Source organism: Austwickia sp. TVS 96-490-7B, assembly GCF_019331795.1.
GTDB lineage: Bacteria > Actinomycetota > Actinomycetes > Actinomycetales > Dermatophilaceae > Austwickia.
The window spans coordinates 56,368-77,952 of sequence record NZ_JAHPZL010000007.1 but is presented as its reverse complement, the minus strand read 5'-3'; the positions used below and the strand labels follow the sequence as shown (position 1 = coordinate 77,952).

Genomic DNA, 21,585 nt, shown 5'->3' with positions numbered 1-21,585 from the left:
TCGTCGTACAGGGAGGAGATCATGACCGGCCGGGACGCGCCCACGGAGTCCACGCACAATCATCCCCGCAGACCACCACGAGGGCGACCACCGCAGCAACCCTACGACGCCTCTGAAGGACGCACCCGGGCCTGGACGGAAACCCCCGATCCGTCGCCCTATCCACGGCGGGGCACCGGCGGCCCCCATCATCCCGTCGACCCTCATTCCGCCGCGATGCCCCGCGTGCCCGGTGCCCCCCGCACCCAGGCCCACGACGTACCGACAGGGCACCCGCAGACCCAGGCGACCCGTCAGCTCGCCGGAACCTCACGTCGAGCTGCGCCAGCACCGACCGCCCGAGTCCCGGCAGCGACCGCTCCGGTGCCCGCCCCGATGGCGCCCGCACCGACCGGAGCAGCCACCGCAGTGGTGGACACCGCCGCCGAATCCACAAAAGAGGACGACGACAAGCCCTCCCGGATCGGCGTCACCGTCCCGCAACTGTTTGGCGGTGCCTGCGCGGCGATGAGCGCCGCCCTGGTCGCCTCCAAACTGGGCGTGGCTGGCACCCTCATCGGCGCGGCCATCGCCTCGATTGTCTCGACCATCGCCTCCGCGCAATACACCAACATGGCCAACCGGGTGCACCAGTTCCTGCGCTCCTACGGACTGGGCAAGGACAAGGCCAAGGGCGCTGACTCCTCGTCATCCACGCCCCGCACCACAAAAACGCAGGTGCTCTCCCAAGACAAAGACGGCTCGTACGTCGAAGGTCGGGCCACCCGCCGCTTCCAGGTGCCCCGACAGGCCTGGCTCGGTGGGCTGGCGATGTTTGCCATTGCGATGGGCACCATCACGGTGATCGAGTTTGGACTAGGCCACCCGGTGGCCCACTCCGACGAGAAGGGCACCAGCATCAGCAACATCATCGAACGTCCACCAGCGCCACCAGAACCCACTCAGGTGCCGACACAACCCCATCAACCAGTGGCCCCACCGGTGGCGCCGACTACGGGATACCCGGGCGGCCCGACGCCCACCGGCGGCGGGACATTCCTGCCCACTCCGTCACAGAGTGTCACCGGGATCCCCACCACCGGCGTACCGTCTGCTCCCGGGCAGCCAAGCGCACCGGCACGCCCGACCGGTCCCGCCCACCCGTCGATCCCACCCGCCCCTGGCGGCGGCGGTGGCGGGGGCGGCGCTGGCAACGGTGGTGGCCTCGCACCTCCCCCGGATGCTGGTCGCGGCGCCGCACCTCCCGCCGAGATCAGGCCCTGATCGGAGCACAGCCCACTCCTCCCCCACCTCCCGGCGCCCCGCAGACGTATCCCTCGTCCTGCGGGGCGCCGCTCTACACTTCCGGCTGTGGACTTCTTCTCCGCCTACGACCAGGGCTTCGTGCGGGTGGCGGCCGCAACCGTCCCGACCGCCATCGCTGATCCGGCCCGCAATGCCGAAACGATCCTGACGTACGCCGCGGAGCTCTCCGCCCAAGGCGTCGCTCTAGCGGTCTTTCCCGAACTCGGCGTGAGCGGTTATGCCCTTGACGATCTGCTGCTCAACAGCAGTCTCCTCGACGGTGTCCACCACGCTCTGGAACGCCTCGTCCGCGATAGCGCGACTCTGGGGCCGGTGCTCATCGTCGGAGCCCCTCTGCCCTGGCGCAACCGGGTCTACAACTGTGCCGTAGTCATCCACCGTGGTCGCGTCCTGGGGGTAGCCCCCAAGTCATTCCTGCCCAACTACCGGGAATTTTACGAAAAAAGACACTTCGCACCCGGCGACGACATCCGGGGGGACATCACCGTCGCTGGACACCGCGTCCCCTTCGGACCGGATCTGCTTTTCGATGCCGTCGACATTCCCGGGCTGACGGTGCACGTGGAGATCTGCGAGGACATGTGGGTGCCGGTCCCGCCGAGCGCCCGCGCCGCGCTCGCTGGGGCCACAGTCCTGGTCAATCTGTCAGGGTCACCGATCACTGTGGGGCGGGCTCGGGAGCGCCAACGCCTCGCTGAGGCAGCGAGCGCCCGGTGTGTTGCGGCGTACGTGTATGCCGCGGCGGGTCAAGGTGAGTCGAGCACTGACTTGTCGTGGGATGGGCAGACGTTTGTTTTTGAGGCTGGGGATCTGCTGGGTGAGTCGCCGCGTTTCCCGACGGGTCCGCAGTCGAGCGTGGTCGACGTGGACGTGGATCGGTTGGTCGCGGAGCGGCGCCGACAGGGCAGTTTTGATGACAACCGTCGGGCGTTGGAGTCAGTGACGGGGGGTTTTCGCACGGTGGAGTTTGCGGTGAATCCGCCGCGGACGGACATTGGTTTGGCGCGAGTGGTGGATCGGTTCCCGTTCGTCCCAGACGATGCGGAGAAACTAGCGTTGGATTGTTACGAGGCGTATCACATCCAAGTCAGTGCGTTGCGGCAGCGGATGGATGCGATTGGGTCGCCGAAATTGGTGATCGGGGTGTCCGGAGGGCTGGATTCCACCCATGCGTTGATCGTGTGTGCGCGGGCGATGGATCTGGCGGGGCGTCCGCGCAGTGACATCTTGGCGTACACGATGCCGGGGTTTGCGACGTCTGTGGACACTCGTCGGCATGCGGAGGAGTTGTGTCGCGGGCTGGGGGTGTCTTTTGAAGAGATTGACATCCGTCCAGCGGCAACGCAGATGCTCGCTGACCTGGGGCATCCTTATTCCCGCGGGGAGCGGGGTCGGGAGGTGTATGACGTCACCTTTGAGAATGTCCAGGCGGGTTTGCGCTATGACTACTTGTTCCGGTTGGCGAATGCCCGTGGGGGCATCGTCGTCGGGACGGGCGATCTGTCCGAGTTGGCGTTGGGGTGGTGTACGTACGGCGTAGGCGACCAGATGTCCCATTACGGGGTGAATTCGGGGGTGCCGAAGTCATTGATGCAGCACCTGATCCGGTGGGTGATTGCTTCTGGGGAGTTCTCAGATCAGGTCGGTGGGGTGTTGCAGGCGGTGTTGGACACTGAGATCAGCCCGGAGTTGGTTCCGGCGGGACCGGACGGGAAGGTGCAGTCGACACAGGACCTGATTGGGCCGTATGCGTTGCACGATTTTGCGCTTTTCCATGTGTTGCGGCGCGGGTATCCGCCGCACAAGATCGCGTTCTTGGCGTGGCATGCCTGGTCAGATCCGCAGCGGGGTGAGTGGCCAGCGGGATATCCGATGGCGGAGCGGGGTGCTTATGATCTCGCGACGATTCGGCGCTGGTTGACGACATTTGTGCAGCGTTTTGCGACGCAGCAGTTCAAGCGGTCAGCTGTGCCGAATGGCCCGAAGGTGATGGCGGGTGGGTCGTTGTCACCGCGGGGCGACTGGCGGATGCCGTCGGATGCCAATGCCCGATTGTGGGTGGCCGATATTGAGGCGCATGTCCCGCAGGGATGAGCGGGCTATGAGATCGGGAGGGCCTCCACGAGGGTGCTGACCAGTCGTGCTGCGGCGCGGCAGGTGATGCCGTCCACGTCGTACGGCGGGGACACTTCGACGACGTCAACGACGGCGAGTTTGCCGCTTTCGGAGACGCGATGGCAGATCTCCAGGAGGGTCTCCAGGGGGACCCCGAATGCGGCGGGCGCGCTGACGCCAGGGGCGATGGACGCGGGGAGGACGTCGACATCGATGGACAGGTGGACGATGTCGACGTCGCGCACGAACCGGTCGACGAGGTGTTCGATATGGGAGAGGTGCCGTGGGGTGCAGTGCGTGTCGAGCAGGTAGGTCGTCTGGAGTTGATGGGCGGTTTCAAACAGCGCGCGGGTGTTGGAGGTCGGGGACACGCCAAGGACGAGGTAGCGCAGGTCTCGTCCCGCGGCGAGCTCTCGGCGGGCCATCTGCGCGAAGGGGGTCCCAGAGGTGGCGCGGTCTTCGTCACGCAGGTCGAAATGTGCATCGAGGTTGATGACGCCGATGCGGGCGCGTTCGCCTCGGCGGGAACCGTGCAGCCCTAGATAGGTGCCATAGGCGGTTTCATGTCCGCCGCCGAGGACCACGGTGAGGCGGTGGCTGTCGAGGAGTTCAGCGATGACGCGGCCGAGCATTTCTTGGCCGGTTTCCAGGTCGTCATCGATGAGGTGGACTGTCCCGGCGTCGTGCAGGTCCAGTGGGCGTGCGTCGGCGGGGCGTTCGGTGCCGGACATCGGCATCATCATGGGCATGGCCAGGCCAGCTGAGGACATCGCGGTCGCTTCGAGGAGCAAAGAGGAGGACAGCCCTTCCCAGGCTCGGGGCGACATGGAGGACAGCGCGATGGGTGCGAGCGCTGCTCGGATCATGTCGGGGGCTTGGGCGGCGCCGGGGCGGCCGTGGTTGCGGCGTACGCCTTCGTCAGAGGCGAATCCGAGGATGGCGACGTCGCCGCGTTGGATGCTGCCTGGCTCCCAGGGGCGGATGCGTTGATGCCATCTGGCGTGGGCGGAGCTGGCGCCGTCGCAGCGGCCGGTCCACACCCCGTCGGGGGTGGGCTGCCAGCCGGACAGCGGGGGGATCTCGACCACGGGGAGCACCTGGGTGTCGTCCATACCTGGGATCATCTCGTCCTTGATGCCCTACTGGCACATCGACGGCCGTCCTGACGTCTCAGATCTGAGACGGCTTCGTGGTGATCTGCCTGGCAGGTCGGGTGGGAAGGCGATTGCATACGGTCACGGGGGCGGCCCGTCGTCGTACCGGACGGGGCCCCACGACGTGTCGTCTCTTTTCTCAGCAAGGAGCAGTCATGGCCCTTCCCGGTGCCCGTGAGGTCCGCGCGCCGCGCGGTACGCAGTTGTCCGCCAGGTCCTGGCAGACCGAGGCTCCCTTGCGGATGTTGATGAACAATTTGGACCCCGAGGTCGCGGAGCGGCCGGATGACTTGGTGGTGTACGGCGGGACGGGGCGGGCTTGTCGGTCCTGGGAGGCTTTCGACGCGATCGTGGCGACCTTGCGTGACTTGGGGTCGGATGAGACGTTGCTGGTGCAGTCAGGCAAGCCAGTGGGGGTGTTTCGCACCCATGAGTGGGCACCGCGGGTGTTGATCGCTAACTCGAATCTGGTCGGTGACTGGGCGACGTGGGAGGAGTTCCGTCGTCTGGAGGCCGAGGGGTTAATGATGTATGGCCAGATGACGGCCGGGTCGTGGATTTACATCGCCACCCAGGGCATCCTGCAAGGCACCTATGAGACGTTCTATGCGGTGGCACGCAAGTTGTGTGCAGCCGGCCGGTTGTCCGAGCCGAGTTTGGCGGGCACGCTCACCCTGACTGGCGGGTGTGGCGGAATGGGCGGGGCGCAACCATTGGCAGTGACCTTAAACGGGGGGACGGCGCTGGTTGTCGACGTGGACGAGCACCGCTTGCAGCGGCGGGTGGACAAACGGTATCTGCATGAGATCGCTGTGGACATTGATGACGCGGTACGACGGCTGGGTGCGGCGAAAGCTGAACGGCGGGCGTTGTCGGTGGGTGTGGTCGGTAACGCTGCGGAGATTTTCCCGGAGATGGTGCGCCGTCACCGAGCCGGGGAGATCACCGTCGATATCGTCACTGATCAGACCAGCGCGCACGACCCATTGTCGTATCTGCCGCTCGAGGTGCCGGTGGAGCAGTGGGCGCAGGAAGCTGCAGCTGACCCGGTGGGCTTCACCAAGAAAGCCCGTGAGTCAATGGCGGCTCAGGTGCAGGCGATGGTGGAGTTCAGCGATGAGGGCGCTGAAGTCTTCGATTACGGCAATTCGATCCGTGATGAGGCCCGCCATGCCGGGTATGCCCGGGCGTTTGACTTTCCCGGGTTCGTCCCGGCATATATTCGTCCGCTGTTTTGTGAGGGGTTGGGTCCGTTCCGGTGGGCGGCACTCTCTGGTGACCCAGCAGATATCGCCGTCACTGACGCTGCGATCAAAGAATTGTTCCCAGAAAACACCCACCTACATCACTGGCTGGACGCGGCAGCGGAGTACGTCGAATTCGAGGGGCTGCCAGCGCGGATCTGCTGGCTGGGGTACGGCGAACGACACCGGGCTGGAGTGCGTTTCAACGAATTGGTGCGGGACGGCCTGGTCAAAGCCCCCATTGTCATCGGCCGGGACCACTTGGATTCCGGGTCGGTGGCCTCGCCGTACCGGGAAACTGAAGGGATGATCGACGGCTCCGATGCGATCGCTGATTGGCCGTTGCTGAACGCTTTGCTGTCGACGAGTTCGGGCGCGACCTGGGTGTCGATCCATCACGGTGGTGGTGTCGGTATCGGCCGGTCCATCCACGCTGGTCAGGTCGGGGTGGCTGATGGGACGGACCTGGCGGAGCAGAAACTGTCCCGACTGTTACTGAATGACCCCGGCATGGGCGTCATCCGCCATGTCGACGCTGGCTATGAGCGGGCCCGCCAGGTGGCTGCCGAACGTGGGGTCCGTATCCCGATGCAGGAACAGTGATGCCCGACACCGGCCCAGCCGAGCTGATCACCGGCATCGGTGAGTTGTGGACCATCGACGACCAGGTCCATGAGGATCCGACGCTCGGCTATGACGGTGGGGTGCTGGCTGATGCGGCCGTGGTGGTGCAGGGCGGCCGGATTGTCTGGGTCGGCCCAGCCGATCGGGCACCTGCCGCAGACATCTGTTGTGATGTCGGTGGGCGGGCCGTGCTTCCTGGCTGGGTCGATTCGCATTCACATCTGGTGTTCGCCGGGGACCGCGCCAGCGAATTCGCTGCCCGAATGGCTGGCCGGTCATATGCCGCTGGCGGGATCGCAGTGACGACCACTGCGACGCGGGCGGCGAGCGACGATCAGCTTCGGACGCTCATCGCGGGCCGGGTCGCTGACGCCGTCGCTGGCGGCACGACATACCTGGAAACCAAAACCGGCTATGGGTTGTCGGTCCCACAGGAGGCGCGGGCAGCCCGACTCGCCAGGGAGTTCGTCGACGAGGTGACCTTCCTCGGTGCCCACCTCATCCCCAACGAGTACGCCGGGAAGGGCGCCGGGCCGGATCGGTCGGCGTACGTCGACGTGGTCTGCGGACCGATGCTTGATGCGGTGCGCGACGATGTGACCTGGGCTGACGTTTTTTGCGAGGAGGGGGCCTTCACCGTTGAGGAATCCCGACGGATCTTGACGACCTGCCGAGATGCCGGGTTGGGACTTCGGGTACACGGCAACCAGCTCGGCCATTCCGGTGGCGTCGCTTTAGCGATCGACGTAGGTGCCGCGAGCGTAGACCACTGCAACTTCCTGACTGCTGATGACCTGACCGCGCTCGCTGACGTCCGGTCGACGACGGTGGCGACGGTGCTGCCTGCGTGTGACCTATCAACACGTGCCCCATTGGCTCCGGCGCGGGCGTTGCTTGATGCGGGCGCATCTGTGGCGATCGCGTCGAACTGCAACCCGGGCACGAGTTATACGACGTCGATGAATTTCTGTGTGGCCACTGCGGTGTTGCAGATGCGCTTGACTGTCGCTGAGGCGGTGCGGGCGGCGACGTCTGGTGGGGCGCAGGCGGTGCGCCGCGACGACCTGGGCGTGGTGCGGGTGGGGGCACGCGCGGACCTGCATGTCTTGGATGCCCCGTCAGCGACTCACTTGGCGTACCGGCCGGGAATGCCGTTGACCTGGGAAGTGTGGCGTGCGGGGCATCGTGTCGGCGCCCGAGGGCGGACCGAGGCGGTTGCGGCATCTACGATGTGACCTGAACGATCGCGCCGGTGGGAGGGTCACCGTGGAGTATCGAAGTGCCGACCCCGACCTCGACCTCCCCTCGGGGCGGCTCGATGAGTACCTCCTGGAGGTGACGGCCCGGTTCGATCCGGGGCGGGTGGCGGTGCTGGATCGTTCCACGGGCCGGTCCGTCACGTACGGCGATCTTCCTGGCGAGGTGTCGCGCCTCGCAGGGGCATTGCAGCGGTGGGGGATCTCCCCCAGCGATGTGGTGGCGGTGCACCTGCCTAACGGTGTGGAGTATGCCGTGCTGGCGTTGGCCCTGTCCCGGTGTGGGGCGGCCATGACTCCGGTGTCGATCGTCGGGACAGCGGAGGAAATCAGCCGACAGCTCACGGCGACAGCAGCGGTCGCTGTGGTCACTGATGTCCGGGTCGCTGCGGTGGGGGTAGCGGCGGCGGAAGCGGCTGGGTTGGCGTTGTCTCGGGTGGTGATGGTCGGCGATGACCTGTCTGCTGCGGGAGACTGCTCAGCTGAAGTGACGTCGTGGACGTCGTTGGCTGGCGGGGACGGCCCCGATGACGTGGCCGGCGACGTACCCGTTGATCCGGCAGCGGCGGCAGCATGTTTGCCGATGTCTTCGGGCACGACAGGGTTGCCTAAACCGGTGTGGTTGACGCATCGGGCGTTGACGGCGAACGTGGTGCAGTTCGCGTCAGCGTTGGACTGGCCTGCCGAGCAGACCACATTGGCTTTTTTACCGTTCAGCCATGTCTATGCCATGTCGACGGTCTTGTTTGGGGGTCTCGCACGGGGAGACACGATCGTGACGATGCCACGTTTTCACGTGGCTGACGCTGTGGATGTGGTCGAGCAGGAGCAGGTCACGATGGCGTTTATCGTCCCGCCGGTTGCGACTATCTTGGCGGCACATCCATCTGCGGACCCAGACCGGTTGCATTCCTTGCAGTTGGTGATCAGCGGGGCAGCGCCCTTGGATCCGGCAGTGGCCCGTGCCATTGCGGTGCGGTTAGGCGTGGATGTCCTGCAAGGCTATGGGTTGACGGAGATGGCGCCGGTGACTCATGTGATGCGCCCGGGGACCCGGATGCCGCTAGATTCGGTGGGGACCGCTGTCCCAGGTGTGGTGTTCCGCGTGGTTGATCCGGTCAGTGGTGTTGATGTCGACCCGGTCGAGCAGGGACGGACAGCTCCTGGGGAGCTGTGGGTGCGCGGCCCCAACATGATGTCCGGCTATGTGGGCGCGCCAGAAGCCACTGCGGTGATCATCGATGAAGACGGCTGGCTGCACACCGGCGACATGGTCACTGTCGACGCCGCGGGATGCGTGACGATCGTGGCCCGACTGAAGGAACTGCTGAAATGTCACGGATATCAGGTCGCACCAGCTGAATTGGAAGCTTTGCTGCGGGAATATCCCGGGGTTTCGGACGCCGCCGTGGTGGGGGTCCCAGTGGAAGACAGCACCGACGAACGGCCCTACGCGCTGGTCGTGCGAGGCGTGTCTGCGGGTAGCGGCCCCAGCGAAGAAGGCCTACTGCAGTACGTCGCCGATCGTACCGCCCGCTATAAACACCTCGCTGGTGTCACTTTTGTCGATGCAGTGCCGCGTGACCCCTCGGGCAAAATGCGCCGCCGTGATCTGTCCGCATTGGTGCCAGTGACCTCAGTGCCTGCTCGCTGACACACTCCACCATTCACGAAAAGCGGTGTTGTCGCTGCTGGCATGCTGAATCAGCGAGGTCGAGCACTCACTCAAAATGAAATGCGTCAGAGGGAGAGGCCGACAGGCAACTGGTCTGGGCACCTCATTGCCGCCGACCTCCCTTGCGGAGAAAATCTATTTCCTCCGCAAACATCTCATTGGCTAAAGCTTTTGTCTCACTCCAGTTGCGTTCTGCATCTTCCATCGTCGCACCGTCAAGCCACGGCTTCCCAAAAAAGAGCATAAATATGATGCACGCCAAGGCGCTGACGACAACATACAGAGATGTCGTCGCAATGTCCCCAAAAACTAGACGTGCAGAAAATCCGCTCGCAGCGAGAGTGAGCACTAACAGCGAGCATGTTTTCCCCCAGCTTCCCGCCTGATCCCTCCCCGCCATATTATCGACAATGCGTTCGACCCAAACACTCCCTGGCTGCACCAGCAAATTTTCAATCAATAAGGCCATGGCGACGTCCCTCGAGCTCACTTCGGGCCCTCCAGAATAGCAAGACAGAAAATAAAACCCTAAACCTTGAGGGACTGCCATTAATACACCAATAACGAAATGGCCAATAATTGCACTAAAAAATGACGGACGTTTGATTTTTGAGGAAGTCACGCCAATGGTCTCCTTCAATAATCTTGCCGTTGAGGCAAGTGAACCCCGAACGTGTCGAGGAAACCCACAGCAGCATGAGGTCATCTTTCCTGCATCTGCGCCATTCAGATTACTCCCAACAAGCTTTCCTGTGAGAGTAGCAAATTGATGGCCCAATCTGTGCGAGATGCAGCGGCAAATGTTGCCCACCAGTGACTCGAGGCGTGCGATCACCTCACGTGGACTGTACACCCGGACTATCGGGTACTTGCCAATATGACAAGTACCCGATAGCTTTTCTCTATGGACAGCAACGACGCTGCTTCACTCTTCGCCGAGCTCGATGCACTGAGCTCTCAGAAGCACCGACCCACCAAGACAGTGATGATGCTCGGCATCATGAGTGTGCTTGCTGGCGCACTGCTTCTCACTGCCGCTTACCTCGCTCGAAGCGGACTCCCACTTTTAATATGTGGCATATTGCAAACTGCCTGGATCGCTTTTTACAGCAGAACTTCTAATGGCCCTAACATTCGAGGGATTCCCACTTACTTAAGCAGTATGAGTGCTTCATTATTGGCGTTCATTTGGTGGGGTCCGCTACAGACAGCGCCGGCACTTCCCTACTTCTGCTTCGCCAGCCCCTGCGTCATACTCTTTGCCGCGATGCTGATCACTATTTGGCGCCGGTAGCGATGGAAGAATTCAACAAACTCATACATTCACCTATCCGTCTCAAAATTCTGGCACTGCTCGCCGGGACCAACCAAACTACGCATGCACACCTGCAAGAAGTACTCGGTATCAGCCCACAACACCTGTCGAAACAACTCAAACTTCTATCAGACAAAGGCTTGATAGTGACATTCAAGGCGAGGAAAGAAGGAGGTTCTGAGACTGTTGTCTTCGCAACTCCACGCGGACTATCCGAATTTAAAAAGCATCGCGCGACGTTGCTGCACATACTGAACAGCCTGGACAAGAGTCCACGCTGACCTCAGATTGAGAATATGGCGCTAGTGGCTGGCCTTCCTGCGTAGCACCCCATCAGCGAGAGTTTTTATCAGCAGGTACACGGACGCTTCCTCACATGCGCAGAGGATCTCACCTGCCCCAGATGACATAAAGAATCCTTAGTCCTGAGTCGCTGTCTTAGATGTGATGTCAGCCATGTCGATACGTTCGCACCGAGTGAGTGCATTCGAATCATGATCAATAATCACAAGCGTGGCATGGGGGAAAAACTCCTCCAAGGTACTTCTCACACACTCCACTCCCTTCGTATCGAGACCCACGAATGGCTCATCAAGGAAGATTCGCGTTGGTGCGTGGGCCAGACAGGCCAGAATCTCCACACGCTGCCGCTGACCCAAACTCAGCGTCCGGATTGGTCGCGACATGTAATCCTGGGTTTCGAGGCGACTAATTAGCTGGCGCTGAAGCTCTCGCACTCCTTCGGCCTTGCATCGATAGATCGCATTAAGAGCCCCCAACGCATCCTGAGCACTAGCGTCCCACCACAGAGTAGATCGGTGACCCCACACCACACCCGTGTCTTGCATGAGAATCCGTCGGTTGTGATACGCATCGTGACCGCACACGAGAACTTTCCCATGATCCGGTCGCAGAATACCGAGAATTAATTTGACAAGCGTCGACTTGCCGGATCCATTCACCCCCGTGAGGTGCAGCCATCCTCCATCAGGAATTGTTAATGTTGTGATTGATAAGCGAGCACCCCCAGATTTCCTCGCTTTTCTAGTCCTCGCAAAGGAATATTCAAGGTCCTTGATCATGATCATGAATTACGCACCTGGGCTCTGATAAAATCGGCGACAATATTGAAAAATAGCGACGGAAAATGCATAAAATGCAGCAGCGCTGGCAATGGGAATAATAACATCAGCGAAAAGCTGAAAGGCAACCCCATCGTCAATCGATCTAATCGGACTTTGAAGGGTCGTTCGGATAGGGATGACATACGACACAAGAAACTGCAATGGTGTGGCAAAGTTTTCAATGGGCGCCAGGGAAAGGGTGACCAGGGAACCTGTCACAACATCTGCAAACATGTTGCGCGTCACTGTCAAAAAACAGCTGGCCGCGTAGATCGTGAGAAGGCCGCTGAAAACAAGCCCTGAGGAGATGATTGCCACTATAAGAAGGAAAAGAGCATCTTCGATATTTTCCCTACCAGACATACCGATAACACCCCCGGCTAGGCCAGCAGTGATGCCAGCAATACGGCGTGGAAAGATGCGGCTAGAAATAATCATTGGCAGCAATGCTCTCGGACGAACGAGTAAGCGATCCAAATGACCCTTGGATGTCTCCGTATGAAAATCATCCAGCGCGCGTTCGAGCATGCGAGATGTTTCATATCCAATCTGCACTGCACAGTATAGAAGCGCCACTTGGCTGATATTCATACCCGAGTTTGGGAATTTTTCCACCATCACGCCGACAACCAGCAACGGTAGCGATGCATAAAGTACCCAAATAATAATTTGGATAGCGAAGTCGAGACGATAGGAAGCCTGAGTCTTAAGATCGAGCCGGTATGTCGTTATCCACCACATGGCTAGGCCCCCACTGATTCGCGAAGACGGAAGTGGCGCTCCGCCACGATCATTCCTATCGCAGAGAAAAGCACTGTCCATAAAACCTGGGCACCTAAAACTGCAGTCATAGATGAATTTCCCATGAGGATATTTGCTGGCTGATCAGCAGTATATGCGAATGGTTGAAGAGTGATCCATGAAGAGCCGCCTGGCCAAAATGATAGGGGAACCATCTGCCCACTGAGCAGAGCCGAAACTCCCTGCAGTAAGGCACGCGGACCAGAGTCTCGCTTTGTGAATGCGGTCAATATGTAGAAAGTGACAGCTATGGAAGCGGCCAGGGCGCCCCCCATCAGCGCACTGCCAATGCCGCATACGATCCGCCAAAGACCGCTGGGGTGACCCTCGAATACGGCAGCACCAATCATAATAAAAACGGCAGGCATAAAACGTGGCAACATCGCCCCTAATTCAAACAAATAAAACTGCGAATAAAGGCTCTGCGGGCGAACATGGAATCGAACGAATGTGCCGTCAGTCAGGCTTGTCGTGAAGTCTGGAATGCGATTCAAGGGCGTGCCTGCTCCTATGCCAGAAACACACATGACATACAGGACAACCTGGTGACGCAGGGTTTTTGCTTCAGCAGGAATAAATGCCAGCAAGAGGCTTGCCAGTACCGCGATATTTAATACTGCAAATAGTGCATCTGAAGCGAGCGCGCGAGGAAATGACAGCGCAGACTTTAAACCCATCCGCATCAAAGCGAGATATGCCATCATCCAAACCCTCCGACGCCATGCCTGGGCAGTGGATCCGCAGGCATGATCATTCTTTTGTTGCCTGACCAGCAGGGGGGATAATTCTTACGATTTTCCTCATGACTAATCTCGGGGTCACACGGTACCCTCTGTTGCATGTCGCCGTGGTGGTTTCAGAGAAATATGTCACCAGTCGTGCATATCAGACATCGGTTCAAGGTCATGAACGTGAAGGTACGCCAGTCAGGTTGGCGCAGTCAGATCGGCTCCGCAGGCTATGGGAAGTTGCTCTATTGGGCGAGAGCTGTGTCAGTAGCACGCTTCACGCACAAGCAGCAGATCTCAACCCAGAGAGATACATACTGCCTCTGCATGGGCAGAGCCTCACTGGTCTCAATCCCGCAGTGTCGAGATCAGTGCCCCATTGACTTGCGAGACGAGTTGTCGATCCAGGCCAGGCCCATCGCGGACAGGATGAAGGCCAGGTGAATGGCGGTCTGAGAGAGCAGCAACGCGGTCGCGGTGGAGCCCATCGACAGATAGTAGCCCTTAGCTTCGACAAAGGTCTTCAAGAGATGCACTGAGCTGATACCAATGATCGCCATCGCCAGTTTGACTTTCAACACATTGGCGTTGACATGGCTCAGCCATTCAGGCTGATCGGGGTGATCTTTCAAGTCGACCCGTGACACAAACGTTTCATAGCCACCGACAATGACCATGATGAGCAGGTTGGCGACCATCACCACGTCGACAAGCCCTAGCACCATCAACATCATGTCTGATTCCTTCATGGAGGTGATGTGGCTGGCGATATGCCACAACTCCTTCATAAAAGTGAACACATAGAACAGTTGCGCCACCACGAGCCCGAAATACAACGGCGCTTGCAACCACCGAGACGCGAAAAGGGTTGCGCCGACGGTGCTGCTGAAACGTCGGTTGTCGACCGATTCCGGCACCGGCGTCACCGGTCCAGCGTCAGCTGGCGGTGATGCTGGGGTGGCAGGTGGTGACGTCTCTTCGGCGGTGGCGGTGCTCTCCACGGGACTCCAGACGTCGTACGAGGGTGTAACGGGGGGAAGGATACTGTATCCCAGCGGTTTTGGACGCACCTCATCCCGCCCCCTCCCCTCGCCGGTCCCGGTCAGCTGCGCAACGCTGCGTGCAACTCATCCCAAGTACGGTGATGCGCTCCAGGGACCCCGTCGTACCGGCCCGGCTCACAGGTCAACAAGACCACTTGCACCCGCTCAGAGAGCATCCCAAAAGCGGCGACCATACGTCGTTGCCGCTCAGGGTCAGACCATCCCAGTGCATCATCAATGACGACGGGGACCCCGTGTTCTGGGTCCACTAAGGTCGCGGCAGCCAAGCGAGTCAGGATGGCCAGCTGCTCTCGCGCTCCGGTGGACAACGACTCATAGGGCACCCGCCGTCCCCCGAGGAAACGGGCCGTGACCGCGAGCCTGTCATCAACTTCGACATCCATGTCAGCGCCATAGACGACGGTCCCGAAGCGACGTAACGCTGCCGAAAATGGCTCGATGTACGCCGCCCGTGCTTGAGTCCGGCGAGCCTCCAACGTGTCACACAGCATGCGGGCCGCTGCCGCCCGACGGCGGACAGCTGCCGCCCGGTCCTGAGCATGCTCCAGATCTGCTTGGGCGGTGGCCTGCGCATCGTATCGACCCTGACGACCGGACTGCTCCAACCGTGCCGACACCCCAATCTGGTCCTCCCGAAGCCGGTCGACCCGTTCGGCGCTAGCCCGCTCCGCCTGCATCGCCGACTCCCGACGTTGCCCCAAACCGGTCGCGTCCAACTCCGCAAGTTGCCCGTCAACCTCCTGCAATGCCGCAACAGCCGAGTCAGCTTGCACCGTGGCCTGCGCAGCAACCAGGTCAACCTGATCATCGGCGAGTTGTGCCCGATGCCGAGACAGCCTTTCCCGCACCGACAGCAACACCCCTCGCAGCCCCTCGACCTGAGCAGCTGCCACTGCTTGCTCTTCGCGGGCCGCCGTGACCGCACGGTCAGCTCCGGCGAGTGCTGCCGCGAGTTCGGCGGCCTGATCACGGGCCGCGCGCAGATCAGCTCGCAGTTGAGTCAGATCGCGATCTAGGACGAGGGTCGGCTGGTGGGCGGCGGGACGGAGCCGGTCTACGGCGGCTCGGGCGGCGGTCACCGCGTCCTCGACGTCCTGTGGGGTGTCCTCGCCTAGTAGCCCCACAAGCCGATCTTCTGCGTGCGCGAGCACAGCCTGAGCATCGCGCCGTCGATCAGCTAAATGCCTGGCCGCTTCAACATCGTCGACCCCGAACTGCCTTAACATCCCGGCCAATTCGCTACGAGCGGCGGATACGTCGTCGGAGCGTTCCCGATGCCCTGCCGCCGGACGTAGCCTCAACCGCACCCGACCGGGGATCTCCACGTCGAAGGGTGCATCCACTGGGTAAGCCTGATGTTCCCCCGCGTGCAGCTGCAGTGGCTGCCCGTCGACGAGGATGTCCTCAGCATCGCCCAGCCCTTCGAGGACAACCTGGGCGCTTTGGGCATCGCTGCGCGCCTGAGCGACTTCAACGGCGGTAGCGGCTTTTTCCAAGCTCCGAACAATCCTGTCATCGACCTCAGGGAGTTCCGCGACGGCAGCGGCTGCTTCCTGACGGCGTTGATCAGCGGCTGTGACCGCCTGACGCCGGGTCTGTGCAGACTCGACAAGACGTTCAGCACGAGCTCGTTCCTCGGCGTTTTCCACCGATTCCACATCCCGCGCGAGCCGTTCGACCTGCGCTTGGGCATCCTGATGAGCCGTTTCAAGGTCATCGCGGCGACGTTCCAACGGATGCAAAGCCACCCGTCGTTCTTCGGCAAGGGCCACGGCTCGTTCTAGGTCACCGGTGTGTCGTTCCTCCTCGGCGATCAGGTCGTGGCGTTCTCGGCGCCGGTCTTGGGCGTACGCCGCCTCCCGGGCTGCTGCTTCGGCGTGGGTGGCTGCGGCAGCTCGTCGGCCCTGGACATCTTCGACCAGTGACCACTGTGCCGTGATCTCCCGGAGTTGCTCCTGCGCCGTGCCCCACCGGGTGCGTGCCACGTTGAGTTCCGTGGACAGCGCTTCATGACGACGTACGTCGTCCTCGACCTCGCGCACCTCCCGGTCAGCTTGAGCGGCAGCTTCTTCAGCCTGAGCCAGCGAGGCCAGAGCGTCGCGTAATTCCCCCGTCTCTTTACGACCCGGGGTGTAGTACCGACGCAGCTCCTCCTCAGCGGCAGCCATGATGGTGTCGCCGTCCCCACCGGCAGCAGCAGCGGTCGTCCCAGCGGCGGTGTCTAACGCTGCTGCGAGCGCAGTGCTGTCTGCGAGTGCCACCTGGTCTAGTGCGGTGGCTTGCAGCAATCGCAGAGCGCCCCACAGCGCCATGTCAGTGTTTTCGGTGAGGATTTCTCGGACTCGTTCGTGGGCTTCAACGCCGGTGAGGTGTTCGGTGCGGGGGGAGGTGATGTCGAGTTCGGTGGCGGGTTGTTTAAACCAGCGTTTGCGGTAGCTGAATCGGTAAGGCCCGGCAGTGATGTCGGCGGCGACAGTGGTGGCGACATCACGTCCGATCGGGCGGACTGCTTTGACGTGACGTCGGGTGGTGTCGTCCTTGTGATCGATGAGCATGTCGAGGGCATCGACGAGGGAGGATTTGCCGACTTCATTGGCGCCCTGCAGCACGAGGACCCCTTGGTCGGGGAAGACGACCTCCTGGGTGTCGATACCGCGGAAGTGGGTGACGTTCAGGCGGTGGATCCTCATCGTGCACCTACTGTGACGAGTCGGTAGAGCAAGGCGAGCGCGTCGGTCGCGGTGGGTGCCTCACTGTCTGACGTCGTGCCGGTGGGCAGGTTGCGGTCGGTGTCGCGGGCGGCGCGGGCGGCCAGATCGGCCGCGGCATCGGCGACGTACCCGCCGACACCGAGATCGCTGAGTTCGGCGCCGTCGACATGGACGGCGATGCGGGTGTGGCGTTGCCACGCGCGGCAAGAAGCGAGCCGATCAGTGTGTCTCTCGAGGATCTCCTCGAGGGCGGCATGGTCGCTCAGGGATAACGTGCCGGTGAGGATGTGGTTGACGACGGTGCGCTCAGGGTCGGGGAGTTCGCCGAGTCGTCGGTCTAGGTCGGTGACGTCAGCGGCGGTGGATACGTCAGCTTCGAGGGTGACGAAATGCCACCGGCCGATGTGGACGGCGTCGACGTGGGCTGGGCGGTCAGGCGGAAGTTCGACGATGAGGACATCGCCGGGGAATTCTTCGCGGAAGGAGGTCACTTCGGGAGTGCCGCTGTAGTGCACTGCGCCGGTGTGGCCCACGGACAACCGGGAGTGGCGATCACCTAAGGCGACATAGTGGAGCCGCCCTTCGCGGAGGGCGGCTTCCAGGGGCGCTAGTCGAATCGCGCTGACTGATCGAGCATCGGGGTCGATCTGGTCGATTTGACCGTGGGCTAGGAGGATCCGTCGAGTACCGTCGGCAGGCAGATCGCTCAGGACGGCATCTGTCGGGTCTGCGATAGGGCTGTTGGAGGTGAGTGGGGCCGCGATGATCTCCACGCCGGGCGCGACCGGCCATGCTCTTGGCTGATCTAAGACGTGCACGTGACAGGGACATTCGGCGCGGAAGACATCGTTGCGGTAGACCGACGCTGCGTTGAGAGCGTCATGGTTGCCAGGGAGAAGGTAGACCGGGACGTCGATCTCGGTGAGAGCGTCGAAAGCACGCCGTACCACTTGGGAGGAGACCAGGTTGGAGTCGAATACATCACCGGCGACGACAATGAAGTCGCAGTGGCGTTCCCGGGCGAGGTCAGCGATGGCTCTGACTGCGTCCAGGCGGGCCTGACCGTAGCGGCCTTGGGCTTCGCCTTCGAGGAAATGTCGGGTCATCCCGAGTTGCCAGTCACTGGTATGCAGGAATCGGACCGTCGTGTTCGCCATGCTCATGGCGATCCCTTCCGCGTCCGGACCGTAGTCTCGGACCGCTCGCTGCTCGGCGACCTGAGGTGTCGCTGAACGGTTGTCTGCTGGTGAGAGTAGCGGTCACGGTGGCCTCTGCCGTTGTAACACGCCCCATACATCACGATGTCGTGCTTTTTTACCGTGATGATGCGGTGATTTCTTGTGCCCCAAGCGTGCTGAGCTATATCGGACCCTGCCGTGGACGGCTCATCAGCAGGGTGGCTAAGGTGATCAGTGGCGATGGATCCCGCCCGAGCATGGCGATCGTGATGCTCGAACCGCCTCGGTGGCTGATGGTTCCTGCACCCCTCAAGCGAGGCGGGCAGGTTGGCACGCCTCGAGGACGGAGCACACAATGGCTTCTCCCCCGCAGCCAGGGCTCGACCGGATCGAACCCGTCGCAGGTCATCCGTTAGTTGTCGGTGTCGTCCCAGGTCAGGCGCCCCTCGTGGTCCTGACCGCAGCGACCTGGGCCGAAGCGATGAGTGGGTCGTTGGTGTGTGCGTATGTCGATCCGACTCGGATGGTCATGACGGAACATCCTGATGGGCGGGTTGAACACGCACCGGTCGCCGTTGATGGGGTGGATGACTCATGGATGGCCCGTGAGACCGCCGTGAAGGCGCAGGTCCACGCCGCACTGGCGGAGTCGGAGGTGGCTTGGCAGTGGCGTTTTTTGGCGGGACGAGCCGACCGGGCCTTGACTCATCTGGCTCGGGCGGTGGGAGCGGGGGCGATCGTGGTGGGTTCACGCTCCGCTGGTCGTTGGTCCTCCGCTCGGGATTTCCTGGAAGGGTCGCTAGCGGCGCGGTTGTCACATCACCAGCACCGGCCAGTGGTGGTGGTTCCTGGGCATGTGGTCGACTGGCACGGCGAAGCGCCATGGGGGTGATCAAAGGATCGGCTGGTGACGGATCGGCTGGTGACATGAGAGGGGCGGCCAAGCCCGCTCACCGGGATCCCGTCCTGCTGGGAGTGGTGTTCCTGGGAGGCGCTGTGGGGACAGCAGGGCGGGCATGGCTGTCGACGGCGTACCCCTCCCCCGTCGGGAGTTTTCCGGTCACCACGTGGCTGATCAATATGTCTGGTGCCGCCGCATTAGGAGTATTGCTGCAGTGGTTGGCCCGTTCCGGACCGGATCAAGGCCGTCGCAGGATGGTCCGGTTGGGTGGAGGCACTGGAGTCCTCGGCGGGTTGACGACGTACAGCACATTTGTGGTGGAAACGATCTCGCTCGGTGCGACAGGTCGGTGGCAGCTCGCCATGATTTACGACGTGGTGAGCGTGGCGACCGGCGTGGCCGCAGCTGCGGTGGGGATGTGGTGTGTGGATCGTCTGTACGACAGATACGGGGTGCGGGCGTCGTGATCACCGGAATCTTGGCGCCTCTCGCTGGGGGCGCTGGCGCGGTGGTGCGCTTCATCGTCGACAGTGAAATCGCAGCCCGACACCGGCGCCCCTACCCGATAGGGACGTTGCTGATCAACATCACCGGATCGTTCCTGCTGGCCATACTCACCGCCGTGGTCGTTCGGTGGGCACCGGGTCAGATTGAGCTGAAAACTGTAGTGGGTACCGGTTTTCTCGGGGGTTTTACCACTTTCAGCACAGCTTCCGTTGAGGCAGTGCGGTTATGGCGGGCCACGAGGCCACTCACTGCGCTGGTCCTGACGGTGTCAATGCTGCTGTGCAGCATCGCGGCAGCCGCGGCAGGGTGGGCAGTGGTCATGTAGTTCCCATTTTGGGGCATGACGAACTGCCGAGGAACCCCTGAGTTTCCTCGGCAGTCGAGTGCAAGGCGGAGCAGCATCGACAGATGTGAGATTCACATCGGAATGCTGGCGTGGTGACTATGGAGGGCAGACACATGCACTGCGCACCGGCGCACCTGCGAGCAGCGGCGGCCCCTACGACATGTCGTAAAGGCCGCCGACCACACGAGGAGTGATATCCTCGCCCCGCTCAAGGGTCAAGCGTGAGGTCAGCCAACTCGCCCGTAGGAGACTCCGCTGGACCAAATCTTGTGCAGACCAGTGGTCTGACCAGCGGTGGGTGCGTCATACATCATGCCGTTGCCAGCGTAGATGCCAACGTGCCAGTCACCGAAGAAGACCAGGTCACCCGGTTGGGGGTTGGAGATGTATGTGGTCGATGCACGCATCTGACCGGAGGTCCGCGGGAGGCTGATGCCAGCCTGGCGGAACACATACTGGACATACCCGGAGCAGTCGAAACCAGCGGTGCTGGTGCCACCCCAGACGTACGGAATACCGCTCAGGCTGGCAGCGATACCGAGCACGCCACCGGTCGCGGGAATGTTGCGGCCCTTGCTGGCCGGAGCCTGGTTGTAGTTGCCACCGATGGTGTCGATAGCACCACCAGAGCGGCTAGGAGCCTCTTCGTCAGCCTGCGGAGCGGGCTTGGCGCGGTTAGAAAGAGTGACCGCGGTGAACGACGTGGTCTTGGCGTCCTTCTCGACCTGCGCGTGGTCTTCGTCAGTAGCCATCACCGGGGCGCCGTAGGAGACGCTCGCGCTGGTGTCACCGGAGAGAACCACGGCTTCGGCCGTGGGGGCGTTCGGGGCGGCCTGGGCGGCGTTCGCCGTGCCCGTGAGGCCGACAATGGCGATACCGCCAGTGGCAGCGACAGTCGCGGTGGCGGCCACAGCAGGGCGAGCGCCACGAACAACAGCCGAGGACAAAGAAGCGACAGGATTACTTGATCCCGGGGCTCGATGGCGCCCAACAGTGCGATTCGACACGGATGAATGACCTCTCCGGCCGCCTGCGCTGCAAGACTCGATCCGCCCGGAACTCCGGGACGACCGCGACGAAGGACCGCGATCAGGTGGAACGTGTCTTACGCGGAGCCCGAGGGCTCACTCACTCCTGCCGACCGTGATTGCCATGCTGATCCGTCTGCGGCTGGCAGGATGTGGCGATCCGCGTCTGGAGCCACCCCAGGGGTGGGTGACGACCTGAAATTACGGCACGAGTGGCTGCGATGTCACGCTCAGATCACAGAAAGTACAAGGTGTGGTCACACTTCTCATCGAACTGACTGCTTTTTCCCAGCTCAGTAACGGTGAGTTCGCAAGTGTGAACTGCGTCACAAGCGTGACCTTGGCGAGACCTTGGACAGATCATCAAGACGCTCGTCCCCCTCCCATCGGCACACTCAGCGCCCACCTGAGACCGGAATGCCAAAGGGTGGCTCCCGAGGTGTCGACACACCCCAGGAGCCACCCTCAGCGCCCCGCTTCGTCCCATGGGGTCACCCCGACCGCGTGCC

Annotated in this window: 18 protein-coding genes and 1 riboswitch; of the genes, 9 read left to right on the top strand and 9 right to left on the bottom strand. The window is 62.0% G+C overall.

All coding sequences use genetic code 11. The features are described from left to right. Window positions 1-21 precede the first annotated feature (21 nt). Together KEM60_RS08500 and KEM60_RS08495 are read left to right on the top strand one after the other, a co-directional pair. Window positions 22-1,263, top strand: a complete 1,242-nt coding sequence (locus KEM60_RS08500) for a hypothetical protein (protein WP_219107106.1) — start codon at window positions 22-24, stop codon at window positions 1,261-1,263. A gap of 87 nt (window positions 1,264-1,350) precedes the next feature. Next, window positions 1,351-3,399 carry an NAD(+) synthase gene (locus KEM60_RS08495; RefSeq protein ID WP_219107105.1) on the top strand — a complete coding sequence of 683 codons (2,049 nt, stop codon included), beginning with the start codon at window positions 1,351-1,353 and terminating at the stop codon, window positions 3,397-3,399. A 5-nt stretch (window positions 3,400-3,404) separates the two neighbouring features. Here KEM60_RS08495 and hutG read toward each other — a convergent pair whose 3' ends face one another. Then, window positions 3,405-4,532, bottom strand: coding sequence for a formimidoylglutamase (gene hutG / locus KEM60_RS08490; protein ID WP_219107104.1), 1,128 nt, complete (start codon window positions 4,530-4,532; stop codon window positions 3,405-3,407). 197 nt (window positions 4,533-4,729) lie between these two features. Here hutG and KEM60_RS08485 point away from each other — a divergent pair, with 197 nt between their 5' ends. The 3 genes from KEM60_RS08485 to KEM60_RS08475 are packed head-to-tail and all read left to right on the top strand — an operon-like array spanning window position 4,730 to window position 9,352. Then, entirely contained in the window at window positions 4,730-6,421 is a 1,692-nt protein-coding gene (locus KEM60_RS08485) for a urocanate hydratase (RefSeq protein ID WP_219107103.1), read from the top strand. Further along, complete coding sequence (gene hutI, locus KEM60_RS08480; protein WP_219107102.1) at window positions 6,421-7,677, top strand: imidazolonepropionase; 1,257 nt, start codon at window positions 6,421-6,423, stop codon at window positions 7,675-7,677. Before KEM60_RS08485 ends, hutI begins: the two co-directional genes overlap by 1 nt. Before the next feature lie 31 nt (window positions 7,678-7,708). Beyond that, a complete protein-coding gene (locus KEM60_RS08475) occupies window positions 7,709-9,352 on the top strand; it encodes an AMP-binding protein (protein WP_219107101.1) in 1,644 nt (547 codons plus the stop codon). 124 nt (window positions 9,353-9,476) lie between these two features. On the opposite strand, the gene KEM60_RS08470 is transcribed toward KEM60_RS08475, so the two are convergent. Beyond that, entirely contained in the window at window positions 9,477-9,995 is a 519-nt protein-coding gene (locus KEM60_RS08470) for a hypothetical protein (protein ID WP_219107100.1), read from the bottom strand. 674 nt (window positions 9,996-10,669) lie between these two features. Between KEM60_RS08470 and KEM60_RS16895 the strand changes: the two genes are divergently transcribed. Continuing rightward, complete coding sequence (locus KEM60_RS16895; protein ID WP_370626348.1) at window positions 10,670-10,969, top strand: transcriptional regulator; 300 nt, start codon at window positions 10,670-10,672, stop codon at window positions 10,967-10,969. A 138-nt stretch (window positions 10,970-11,107) separates the two neighbouring features. Here the strand turns inward: KEM60_RS16895 and KEM60_RS16890 are convergent, their stop codons facing one another. From KEM60_RS16890 to KEM60_RS08435, 6 genes are all read right to left on the bottom strand, one after another. Beyond that, window positions 11,108-11,770: an ATP-binding cassette domain-containing protein gene (locus KEM60_RS16890; protein ID WP_370626347.1), complete on the bottom strand. Its 663-nt coding sequence runs from the start codon at window positions 11,768-11,770 to the stop codon at window positions 11,108-11,110. 9 nt (window positions 11,771-11,779) lie between these two features. Continuing rightward, window positions 11,780-12,553 carry an ABC-2 family transporter protein gene (locus tag KEM60_RS08455; RefSeq protein WP_219107097.1) on the bottom strand — a complete coding sequence of 258 codons (774 nt, stop codon included), beginning with the start codon at window positions 12,551-12,553 and terminating at the stop codon, window positions 11,780-11,782. 2 nt (window positions 12,554-12,555) lie between these two features. Then, window positions 12,556-13,317 carry an ABC-2 family transporter protein gene (locus KEM60_RS08450; protein ID WP_219107096.1) on the bottom strand — a complete coding sequence of 254 codons (762 nt, stop codon included), beginning with the start codon at window positions 13,315-13,317 and terminating at the stop codon, window positions 12,556-12,558. 392 nt (window positions 13,318-13,709) lie between these two features. Further along, entirely contained in the window at window positions 13,710-14,342 is a 633-nt protein-coding gene (locus tag KEM60_RS08445) for a TIGR00645 family protein (protein ID WP_255574405.1), read from the bottom strand. Between the two features lie 101 nt (window positions 14,343-14,443). Beyond that, window positions 14,444-17,095, bottom strand: a complete 2,652-nt coding sequence (locus KEM60_RS08440; protein ID WP_219107095.1) for an AAA family ATPase — start codon at window positions 17,093-17,095, stop codon at window positions 14,444-14,446. Further along, a complete protein-coding gene (locus KEM60_RS08435; protein ID WP_255574404.1) occupies window positions 17,092-18,279 on the bottom strand; it encodes a DNA repair exonuclease in 1,188 nt (395 codons plus the stop codon). The genes KEM60_RS08440 and KEM60_RS08435 overlap by 4 nt, the downstream gene beginning before the upstream one ends. Before the next feature lie 242 nt (window positions 18,280-18,521). Beyond that, a riboswitch (Fluoride riboswitch) is annotated at window positions 18,522-18,604 on the top strand. Between the two features lie 45 nt (window positions 18,605-18,649). Between KEM60_RS08435 and KEM60_RS08430 the strand changes: the two genes are divergently transcribed. From KEM60_RS08430 to KEM60_RS08420, 3 genes are read left to right on the top strand one after another with little or no spacing between them, the layout of a single operon-like run. After that, a complete protein-coding gene (locus tag KEM60_RS08430) occupies window positions 18,650-19,186 on the top strand; it encodes a universal stress protein (protein ID WP_219107094.1) in 537 nt (178 codons plus the stop codon). A gap of 35 nt (window positions 19,187-19,221) precedes the next feature. Further along, window positions 19,222-19,662: a CrcB family protein gene (locus KEM60_RS08425; RefSeq protein WP_219107093.1), complete on the top strand. Its 441-nt coding sequence runs from the start codon at window positions 19,222-19,224 to the stop codon at window positions 19,660-19,662. Beyond that, on the top strand, window positions 19,659-20,027 hold the full coding sequence (locus KEM60_RS08420) for a CrcB family protein (protein ID WP_370626334.1): 369 nt from the start codon (window positions 19,659-19,661) through the stop codon (window positions 20,025-20,027). Before KEM60_RS08425 ends, KEM60_RS08420 begins: the two co-directional genes overlap by 4 nt. 248 nt (window positions 20,028-20,275) lie before the next feature. On the opposite strand, the gene KEM60_RS08415 is transcribed toward KEM60_RS08420, so the two are convergent. Then, the gene (locus KEM60_RS08415) at window positions 20,276-21,055 is read right to left on the bottom strand and encodes a C40 family peptidase (protein ID WP_219107092.1); all 780 of its coding nucleotides are present in this window, start codon (window positions 21,053-21,055) and stop codon (window positions 20,276-20,278) included. Window positions 21,056-21,585 lie beyond the last annotated feature (530 nt).